This window comes from Brotaphodocola sp., from assembly GCF_050873065.1.
Classification (GTDB): Bacteria; Bacillota; Clostridia; order Lachnospirales; family Lachnospiraceae; genus Brotaphodocola.
Genome location: NZ_JBNMIC010000020.1, coordinates 41049 through 50825, shown reverse-complemented (window position 1 = coordinate 50825; position 9777 = coordinate 41049). Strand labels below are relative to the sequence as shown.

Sequence of the window (9777 nt, the reverse complement as noted above, 5' to 3'; positions counted from 1 at the left end):
GCAACCATCTTCCCCTGCGCCGAGTGCGCATCCTTGCGGAGCATTTTTTGTATGATAGGACGCAATTTCCTATCATACAAAAAACGAGCAGTCAAAAACTGGATTTACGCAGTTTCTGCTACTCGTTTACCCGCTCATTATATTTCCTGTTTTTCAAAAAGTCAACAAAAAATTTGCTTGCTTTTTTCTCTTCTCCTCGTTTATAATAGGCTTACGAAAAATGGAATTCAAACAGAATCATCAAGAAAAGCCGGCTTTTACAGAGCGTGAAATCAGGAGGATTTGCTTATCCTCACCGATTTCACGCTTTTTTTATCTCATAGGAACTTGCATCCTTTTTATTCTCGGCTTCCTTCTTGCTACAAACGAAAGGAGTTTTTGTCATGAACAACACGAAAAACAAACTGGCAGACATGCCAATCCGCCCCCTGCTATACACGATGGCAGTCCCTCTGATGCTCTCGCTTCTCGTTCAGTCTCTCTACAACATCGTCGACAGCATCTTTATCGCAAGACTCTCTGAGACTGCGCTGACTGCGACCTCCCTCGTCTATGCAATTCAGTTTCTGATGATTGCGATCGGTGTCGGAACCGCGGTCGGCTTGAATGCTCTGCTCTCCAAAAAGATTGGACAACGCAAGATTGACGAAGCCTGTCAGACTGCAACGACTGGTCTTTTTCTGATGATTGCAACCTCTCTCTTCTTCTCACTTGTCGGCGTCTTCTTCTCAGATGCAATCGCCAAAAATATGACAACTGATCCCGAACTTCGAGAACTTTGCAGACAGTACCTCTCGATCAACCTCGTCTACTGTGAGGGCATTTTTCTTCAAACTTACGGTCAGCGTCTGCTCCAGGCAGTCGGAGATACCATACTTTCGATGCTCTCCCTGATCATCGGCGCGATCCTGAACATCATTCTTGACCCGATCATGATCTTTGGATTGTTTGGCTGTCCTGCAATGGGAATCCGGGGCGCAGCCATTGCAACTGTCATCGGACAGATCGCAGGGGCGATCTCTGCGCTTCTCTTCAATCGTTTCAAAAATCCGCTGATTCACGTTCGCTTCCGCGGTTATCGATTCAACTGGCAGGATGTCCGCGACATCTACCGCGTCGGACTCCCCACGATTGTCATGCAGGCGATCGGAAGCCTGATGACATTCACCATCAACCATTTCCTTCTTGAGATTTCGACCACCGCAGTCGCTTTCTTCGGAATTTACTACAAGCTCCAGAATTTCCTGATGATGCCAATCAACGGTCTCGGACAAGCCGGAATCCCAATTGTCGGCTACAACTACGGTGCAAAAAATATCTCCCGCATCCGCGAGACGTGGCGAGTTCTACTCCCAACCGGTGCCGGAATTGCCCTGTGTGGAACCGCACTTTTCTGGCTCTTTCCGGGTCAACTGCTGACCCTCTTTTCCGCAAATGCACAAATGTTGGCACTCGGCGTCCCTGCACTCAGAATTATTTCCGTCTCCTTCGTCTTTGCCTCAATCACGATTCTTTGCGGATACTTTGCTTCCGGACTCGGAAACGGAATCGTCAACATGGTCAGTGCGGGAATCCGCCAGTTTGTTCTTCTGATTCCCTGTCTCTCCTTCTTGATCAGAACCGTTGGTCTCTCGCATGCCTGGTACGCATTCTGGGTCGCAGAAGTCTGCGCCTTTGCCTACAGCTTTACCACCTCCCGCCGTCTGTTGAAAACAACGATAAAGACCTGCTCAAACAATCCCATACATAAATAAAAAATGTGGTTTCCATCTCATAGGAAAGTCCGCGGGCTTTTCCCCACAAATTTACAACTTATAAAAAACAGGGAACAAACTTCAGCCCCAACACAACCGTTTGAAGTTCGTTCCCTGCTCCGTAAAACCTTATTTGATCTTTTATTTATTTTTCCGTCGGTTCTTTTTTCCTGTTTCTGTATCGTTACAGCTATTGCTCCAGATTACCCGAATTGTCACGATTTTTCTCCATGAACTCCACAATCAGTTCATAAACTTCCTCTCTTGATTTCCCGAGAGCTGTTCCAAGCTCCAGATACAACAGTTTTTCTGCCATCTGGAAGTATTTCTCATCCGTCTGCGTCGCTTTTTTCCCCTGCTCCATTCTGAGTTTCTTGCGCCAGTAGATCATCTTGATAATCGAAATCAACGCTTCCGGATCATTCTGCTTGACTGCCTCTTTATACTTCTGTTCCCGGGTCTTCTCATTGTCGATCCACATCGCCTCAATCTCCGGAATCCGCTCAATAAATTTCTGTGCTTCCTCTGCCGTCATGCACGGGCGCAGGCTCGTCTCCGAAGCTGAAACCGGGACATAAATCTTCTCCTGAAGATTATCCAATGGAACTAAGCGATAATATAATTTCTTACTGTCCGCTCCGCTCATTTCCAGATGCAAAATCTCCTCGACTCTGCACACTCCGGTGATCGGTTTGACAACAAATTCTCCTGTCTGATATTCACGCATAAAACCCCTCCATTCTATCACTTTTATTATAATCCTTCTTTTTCTTTCCTTCAAAAGCGATTTTTCATAAAAATGAAGGGGCTCTGTCTGCGCATTCTCACCAAATTTGGACTTAATTCAGCCGGTATAATTTCCGGTACTTGTCTTTCAGATAATTCACATAATAGTGCGGATTGAAGTCCTCGCCTGTCATATCGCGGATGATCTCGGCGCTCGTCTTCATCTTGCCGAAGCGATGAACATGCTCTCTCAAATACTCGCGGATCACCTCAAGTTTTCCGGTCTCAAGCAGTCCGTCGACATCCATCTGCGTGCGCATGTAGGCATACATCTGTGCTCCAAACGCACTTCCAAGCGCATATGACGGGAAATATCCAAATGATCCCTGTGCCCAGTGGATATCCTGAAGCACACCCTCGGCATCATTTGCCGGGCGGATTCCAAGATATTTTTCATAGAGATCACCCCAGAGTTTCGGCAGTTCCCGCACATCGAAATCGCCCTCAATCAGCTTTTTCTCAAGCTCATAGCGCACAAGCACGTGAAGGCTGTACGTCAGCTCATCTGCCTCCGTGCGGATCAGTCCCGGCTGTACCTTGTTGATTGCCCGGACAAACATCTCACGCCCGACTCCGCGCAGTTCCTCCGGGAAGAGTTCTTTGAGTTTGCCGTAGAGCGGTACCCAGAATGACTCACTGCGCCCGATCAGATTTTCAAAGAAACGCGACTGGGACTCATGCATCCCCATCGAAGCACCCTGCCCGACAAGTGTCTGCGTCAATTCATCTGCAATTCCCATCTCGTAAACCGCATGACCGGACTCATGGATCACAGAAAACAGCGAACTGTCGACGCGATCCTTATAGTGCGTCGTGATTCTCACATCGTGGTTGTGCAGATTTGTCGTGAACGGATGCGCGCTCGTCGCAAGCACACCCTTCTTGAAATCAAATCCCACATATTTTGCAAGAAATTCTCCGAGTTCTCTCTGCTTGTCTTCCTCATACTCCCCGCTCAAAAACGAGTCATCGATCGAAACGGAATCCGCACTCATCACCTGGTGCAGAAGCGGAACAATCTCCTCTCTGAGAAGCTCAAAGAACGGATCGAGATGCGCCATATCAAAGCCCTTCTCGTAGGTATCAAGCATCACATCGTAGAGCTTCTGTCCCTCTTTCGCCTGATAACCTGCAAACTTCTTCTGCCAGAACACAATCTTTTCGAGTGTCGGTGCAAAACTCTCGAAGTCATTCTCCTTTCGCGCCTTCGCCCAGATCCGCGCGGAATCTGCGACAAGCTCCTGATAAGCACGGTACTCTCTCGGCGGAATGCATGCAAGCCGGTCGAGTTCTTCCTTCGCCTCGCGAATCACGGCGCGATCGACCTCCGTATTCTCCTCGCCCGGAACATTTTCCTGCTCTGCTTCCTCAAGAAGTTCCCTCATCTGAGGATCTGTCATAACCTCCTGATAGGCTTCCGACAAAATTCCCTGCACGCGAGCCGTGTAAGGTCCCGCCTCCTCCGGAGCCAGCGTCTCATTATCCCACTCAAAAAGTGTCAGCGCCGTCTGGTAAGCCATCGCGCGCTCCAATCTCTTTTCCAGTTCTTTTCTCATAATGATTTTACACCACCGTTCTGTTTTCTAGTTATTGTATTGCTATTTCACAAATGATAACGACTTTTTTCTAATACCTTGCTTTCCAAATCCTCTTAATTATTTTTTATCCACGGAAACGGCTCATCGCCGCAAAAATCTCCTGTGTTCTCGGCTTTGCCAGTCCACACGGCACATAGGAGCCTGAAAATGCACTCCAGCCTCTTTTCTCAAGAGTCTCCGAGAGAATCTCCACAACCTGCCGCAGACTGCGCCGTCCATCAATCACCTGCTCAAGTGCATATCTCAACAGGCTTGCGAGTGCCGTATTCTGCTCCGGATCTGCCAGCTGTTCGACAAAACGCATCTCCACGCTCTCCCGGTCGATCGAGAACGAATCCGTGCCTGAAGAGCGAATCTTGCTCCCCCGCCCTGCTCTCTGCTCAGATTTTTGCTCCCCGTTCTCTTCCCCATTCTCTGCACAGCCTGCATTTCGTCCTCTTCCGCCTCTTCCATACTTTTCGGCATAGGCACGCCCCGTTGAAGCAGACTTTGTCGCACCTGATGATTTTCCCGCCTTAAATGCCTGATCAAATGCCGGGATCCCAAATCCCGGTGCCTGTGTTCTCGGCGCTTTGTGCGCCTTGCAGAGTTCTTTTACCCGCTCCGTGATATCCACCGGGCGGTAGGCATCCATCTGGATCACCTGATCTGCGATATAAAAGAAGGCGCCGGAACTTCCCGCAACAAGGATCGTTGAGACTCCCGCCTTCTCATACAGATCACGGGCGCGTTCAAGAAATGGTGTGATCGGCTCTTTCTCGCGGCTGATGACTTCCTGCATAAATTCATCGCGCACCATAAAATTCGTCGCTGAGGTGTCCTCATCAATCAGGAAAAGCCTGCTTCCCGCCTCAAGTCCTTCGACGACCGCTGCCGCCTGTGAGGTGCTTCCGCTCGCGTCCTGCGTCGCAAATGCCTTTGTGTCCTTTCCATTCGGAAGATCATTGATGAACATCGAAATATCAAGATTCCGGATAAATCTTCCCTCCTCCGCGCGCAGTTTCACCGCCGTGTCATCTGTGATCACAAACTCACGTCCATCACCTGCAATGTGATTGTAAACACCCATCTGAAGTGCCGAAAGCAGCGTCGACTTTCCGTGATAACCACCTCCGACAATCAGCGTGATTCCCTCCGGCACTGCCATTCCGGAAATCTCCCCACGGTGAGGCAGAGCAAAGGTCCGGCGCATCGTCTTTGGCGACTCAAACGGCACACTCTCCTTCATCGGAAGGTCTGAGATTCCGCTCTTTCTCGGAAGAATCGAACCATCTGCGACAAACGCGGTCAGATGTTCTTCCCTCAAAATCTCTCTCATCCGGTGTTGATCCTCTGCTAAAAAGACTGTCTCTTCCACCTGTTTTTTATTCAGATTCCGGTAGAAAAAACTGCGCTCCACGCACTTTGGCAGAAAATCAAACAGAATTTTCTCGAGACCGCCCGCATCGATTGTCCTGCCAAATGCCGGAAAACCGACATGAAAACGGGCAGTCAGTTTTCTATCCCCGATCTCACACGCACTCCGCTCAAGCACCTCCTGGCCGCAGCGGCTGATCGAGATCAGTCCACTCTTTCCTGATCCCCTCGTCTTAAAATTGTAAGACTCGATCTGACCGGCAAACTGGCGGATCAGAAAATCCTCAAGTGCGACTCTCATAAACGGCTTTGCTAGATATTCAGCCGGAAAACCCGCCTTTCCAAGTTCCACTTCCACATGGACACTCGACGGAGATGCAAACGGATCCCCCTGCACATGATCGATGACAAGCTCATACGTTTCAAACGAGTATGCGCCCGCAAGCGACTTATATGCCGGATAACTCTTGTGATCAATCGCCCGCAGCATCGTGCGCAGCTCATTTGACGATTTTCCCGCACTCTTATTCCATGACTTATTTGACAAATTTCCTGATAATTGCATATCTTAAACACCTCTCATAATTTCCATAAGGATTTTCACTTGTTTTATTATTTGCACAGGCGACGTAAGACGAGAAAGTCACTGCAAACCCGTGTGAGACGTCGGTGTTTAGACTGCGTATTTTGCAGTCTTACGCACCGCTACGTCGAACCCGGAGCGAGAGCGTGTTCGCAGGACTTTACTCGTCGTCGGAGCCATGTCAGCCATAAAAATGATAAGCGTAACCTCTCCTCCAAGTGCTGATACAAAAACAGCACCCCGGATATCCGGAGTGCCGCTTCTGCTCCTGCACAGTCGTATCAGAAGTATTTCTTACTTCCCCAGAGGTTGGCCTTTTTCAGATCCAGATATTCGTTGTAGGCTTTCTCCAAAATCTGCTTCTCATTAGAAAACTTCAGCAGATGATATGCCTCATAAAACTTGTAATACCCGGAATCCACAAAATGCTCTTCGCGTTGTGGTTTGCTGTAATAGCTGTCCGCCATCATCAGATACCAGTGCACATCCTTCTCCACCATATCCTGCGGTGTGTTGAATGAGTAGGAACTCTTTCCGATATACTTGATGATGGAAGCACTGACGCCGGTTTCTTCCTTTACTTCCCGAAGTGCCGTCTCCTTATATTCCTCTCCTGCTTCTACAGTGCCCTTAGGTAAAACCCAGCCCTCATACTTATTCTTGTAATTCTTGTAGAGAACCAGAATCTTGCCGCGAAATATAACCACACCTCCACAGCTCGTTGCTTCTATCATTGCAATTCCTCCTGCCTGGCTGTGCATCCTGCACTGCCTTGGTGTGTCCATTTAGACTGTTTCTAACGATTCAAAGATGCAAAATCGTTACGATTGGTTTTAGTATAACTCTTATTTACAGAAGTTGCAAGATGAAGTTCAGTTCCCGTTGTGAACCTTGTCACTGTTCACACATTGCTCAAACAGCAACGGACATCAGCGCGAAAACCATTCGTCAAAGATCTTTCTCGCAATCGGAGCGGCAACTTTTCCGCCGGATCCACTCTCCTCGACAAGCACTGTGACCACAATCTGAGGGTTATCCACCGGAGCAAATCCCGTAAACCACGCATGTGTCTCTTTTCCCGTCTCAAATTCCGCAGAACCCGTCTTTCCCGCTGCCGCATAGGCATCCGTCCGCACTGCCGATCCGGTTCCCGCTGTGACAACTCCGCGCATCAGCGCTGAGAGCGTATCCGCCTCAGCCGGGTTCATCAAGGTCGCAGCGGCAGACGGGAGAAATTTCTGCACCGTCTCACCCGCAGCGCTCTCCACATGATCGATCAGATACGGCTTCATCAGGATTCCGCCATTGGCGATCGCCGCCGTGATCATCGCATTGTGAAGCGGCGTCATCTGGGTTCCGCCCTGACCGATCGCAGTCTGGAGTCTGTCCCACTCTCCCGCGTCCTCAGCGAGAACAAACGAACTCTTGCTGTATGCAATCGAGAGCGGCAGATCCGAATTGAAGAGCAGGCTGTCCGCCATCGTCCTCACGCTGCTAAGATCAAATCCAAGTCCCATGCTCGCAAACGCGCCGTTGCATGAATTCGCAAACGCCTGACGGATGTCCTGATGGCCGTGGGACTCCCCGTGATAACAGGAAATCTTGTAATCTCCGACCTGGAAAGATCCGTTGCAGTCAAATGTGAAGTCCTGCCAGGTGTCAGGATTCTGACGGATATAGGCAAGCATCGTGATGATCTTAAACGTCGATCCCGGCGGATAGAGACCCTGAGTGGCACGGTTTAAGAGCTGCGCCTTCGTGTTATCCCCCGAGATCAGACTGTTCCAGTCCTCGGCAAGCGTGTTCGGATTAAAGCCCGGCTTGGAAACCATCGCAAGGATTTTGCCCGTCGACGGCTCCATGACGACAACCGCACCACGGCGGTCACCGAGCGCCTCCGACGCCGTCTTCTGAAGACCCACGTCGAGAGTCGTCACAACATTGTCACCGATATTTTTATCTCCCGCAAGCTCATTTGCTGTTCGCTCCACGAGATTCACGTGAGAACTCAGGAGGTAAAAATTTGCCAGAGATTCCAGCCCCGTCTTTCCGTGATCGGAGTACCCGACCACATGCGCAAAAAGGGAGTCAAACGGGTACGAGCGTTTCTCACCGCCATCGTCCGCAACCGTCGTCTTGGCGAGGACCTGTCCGTCCCTGCTCAAGATCTCACCGCGCACAATCCGGTCTGCAAAACTGTCGAGACGGGCATTGTAAGAATTGTTGATGACGGTCTGGCTGCGAACCTGAAGAAAGTATCCGAAATATACGAGCAGACAGAGAAAAAGCCCCGCAAACACGTAGGTAATTCCCAGAATGCCCTTGTTGGAATCCAAGCGCGGTGTCTGTTTCTTTCTCACTCTTCCTCATCCTCCTCTTCTTCCTCATCTTCATCATTCTTTTTCAGAATGTACAGTCCCTGAATCACTCCAAACAGAAGAAAAGTGCTGAGCACCGAACTTCCTCCGTAACTGACAAACGGAAGTGTCACACCGGTCGATGGAATGAATTTTGTCACGCCGCCGATCGTCAGAAAGACCTGAACCGCATAGACAACCGCAAGTCCAAATGCAATCAGCTTATAAAAAAGTGCCTGCATCTTCGCCGCAATCATCACAAACTGAAGGAAACAACCGACACAGATCAGGATCACGCACATTGCAAAGATTCCTCCAAGCTCCTCCGAGATCGCCGCAAAGATAAAATCTTTTTCGACAACCGGAATCTTGTACGGCATTCCCTGATAGAGTCCCATTCCAAACCATCCGCCGGTTCCAATCGCAAACAGGGACTGGGTGATCTGATAGCCCCGGTTATCAATATCCGCCCACGGATTGCGCCACGCCTCCACTCTCGTCCGCACATGGGCAAACAGATGATAGGCGAGCACCGAAGCCCCGCAGCCGCCGAGAAGACCGCCAAGAAGGTAGAGCACATTCGTCGTCGCGACAAAGAGCATCGCCAGATAAGTCACAAAAAAGATCAGCGCACTTCCGAGGTCCTTTGAGAGCACAAGGACAAGCACGTGCGCCCCCGCCATCGCAGTCGTCAGAATCACAGTCCGTCTGTCGATATCCTGATAGAACATCGTCGCGACAAAAAAGACAAAACTGATCTTGACAAACTCGGACGGCTGGAACGCGATTCCTCCTATAGATACCGAGAGCTGGGCACCGAAGCTGTTATTTCCGATAATCCAGACAACCACGAGAAGTCCCAGGCCAAGAAATCCGTAAATCCACGGAATTTTTGCCAGCTGCCAGACGCGGTCCATGATAAACGGAATGATCCAGGTGATCAGCGCCGACACCGCCACAATCAGAAACTGGCGGATCGCCTTGTCAAACGAGAGGCGCGTCAGCATGATAAATCCCACACAGAGCAGCATACACATGTTGTTGACGAGAATCCGGGACATATTTCGGTAAAACAGCCGGTACAGCCCAATATAAGCGGCAAAGAAAATCAGCTGTGCCAGATAAAACAGAATGATCCTCTCATCCTCCGACTTGAGGAAAAGAATCGCATACGCAATCAGGTGAATAAAAAACATCATCACATTCTGGCGTGCACACGTCTGATTCTGTTCCCAGACATCGTGAAAACGGAAATAGCTGAAATTCAGGTAGGTATAGACCGCCATCAGGAAAATCAGCACGTATTTTGACACTTCAATAATCACATTTGTCATATCACTTTA

Annotated in this window: 7 protein-coding genes; 1 reads left to right on the top strand and 6 read right to left on the bottom strand. The window is 49.7% G+C overall.

Annotation, left to right across the window (positions count from 1 at the left end; genetic code table 11):
* The first annotated feature begins 383 nt into the window (after positions 1 to 383).
* A complete protein-coding gene (locus tag ACR0QE_RS07210) occupies positions 384 to 1754 on the top strand; it encodes an MATE family efflux transporter (RefSeq protein WP_432627690.1) in 1371 nt (456 codons plus the stop codon).
* 190 nt (positions 1755 to 1944) lie between these two features.
* Here the strand turns inward: ACR0QE_RS07210 and ACR0QE_RS07205 are convergent, their stop codons facing one another.
* The 6 genes from ACR0QE_RS07205 to ACR0QE_RS07180 all read right to left on the bottom strand — a co-directional run bounded on the left by ACR0QE_RS07205 (position 1945) and on the right by ACR0QE_RS07180 (position 9768).
* Positions 1945 to 2481: a CarD family transcriptional regulator gene (locus ACR0QE_RS07205; RefSeq protein ID WP_432627689.1), complete on the bottom strand. Its 537-nt coding sequence runs from the start codon at positions 2479 to 2481 to the stop codon at positions 1945 to 1947.
* Between the two features lie 112 nt (positions 2482 to 2593).
* On the bottom strand, positions 2594 to 4096 hold the full coding sequence (locus ACR0QE_RS07200; RefSeq protein WP_432627688.1) for a carboxypeptidase M32: 1503 nt from the start codon (positions 4094 to 4096) through the stop codon (positions 2594 to 2596).
* Between the two features lie 106 nt (positions 4097 to 4202).
* Entirely contained in the window at positions 4203 to 6059 is a 1857-nt protein-coding gene (locus ACR0QE_RS07195) for an ABC-ATPase domain-containing protein (RefSeq protein ID WP_432627687.1), read from the bottom strand.
* A gap of 299 nt (positions 6060 to 6358) precedes the next feature.
* Positions 6359 to 6811 carry an NUDIX hydrolase gene (locus ACR0QE_RS07190; protein ID WP_177978619.1) on the bottom strand — a complete coding sequence of 151 codons (453 nt, stop codon included), beginning with the start codon at positions 6809 to 6811 and terminating at the stop codon, positions 6359 to 6361.
* A gap of 195 nt (positions 6812 to 7006) precedes the next feature.
* Complete coding sequence (locus ACR0QE_RS07185; RefSeq protein WP_432627686.1) at positions 7007 to 8437, bottom strand: peptidoglycan D,D-transpeptidase FtsI family protein; 1431 nt, start codon at positions 8435 to 8437, stop codon at positions 7007 to 7009.
* On the bottom strand, positions 8434 to 9768 hold the full coding sequence (locus ACR0QE_RS07180; RefSeq protein ID WP_432627685.1) for an FtsW/RodA/SpoVE family cell cycle protein: 1335 nt from the start codon (positions 9766 to 9768) through the stop codon (positions 8434 to 8436). Before ACR0QE_RS07180 ends, ACR0QE_RS07185 begins: the two co-directional genes overlap by 4 nt.
* Between the last annotated feature and the right edge of the window lie 9 nt (positions 9769 to 9777).

Bases quoted from the DNA above. Each gene is read 5' to 3' on its own strand.
- ACR0QE_RS07190 (WP_177978619.1), bottom strand. From the start codon at position 6,811: ATGATAGAAGCAACGAGCTGTGGAGGTGTGGTTATATTTCGCGGCAAG.
- ACR0QE_RS07210 (WP_432627690.1), top strand. From the start codon at position 384: ATGAACAACACGAAAAACAAACTGGCAGACATGCCAATCCGCCCCCTG.
- ACR0QE_RS07195 (WP_432627687.1), bottom strand. From the start codon at position 6,059: ATGCAATTATCAGGAAATTTGTCAAATAAGTCATGGAATAAGAGTGCG.
- ACR0QE_RS07200 (WP_432627688.1), bottom strand. From the start codon at position 4,096: ATGAGAAAAGAACTGGAAAAGAGATTGGAGCGCGCGATGGCTTACCAG.
- ACR0QE_RS07180 (WP_432627685.1), bottom strand. From the start codon at position 9,768: ATGACAAATGTGATTATTGAAGTGTCAAAATACGTGCTGATTTTCCTG.
- ACR0QE_RS07205 (WP_432627689.1), bottom strand. From the start codon at position 2,481: ATGCGTGAATATCAGACAGGAGAATTTGTTGTCAAACCGATCACCGGA.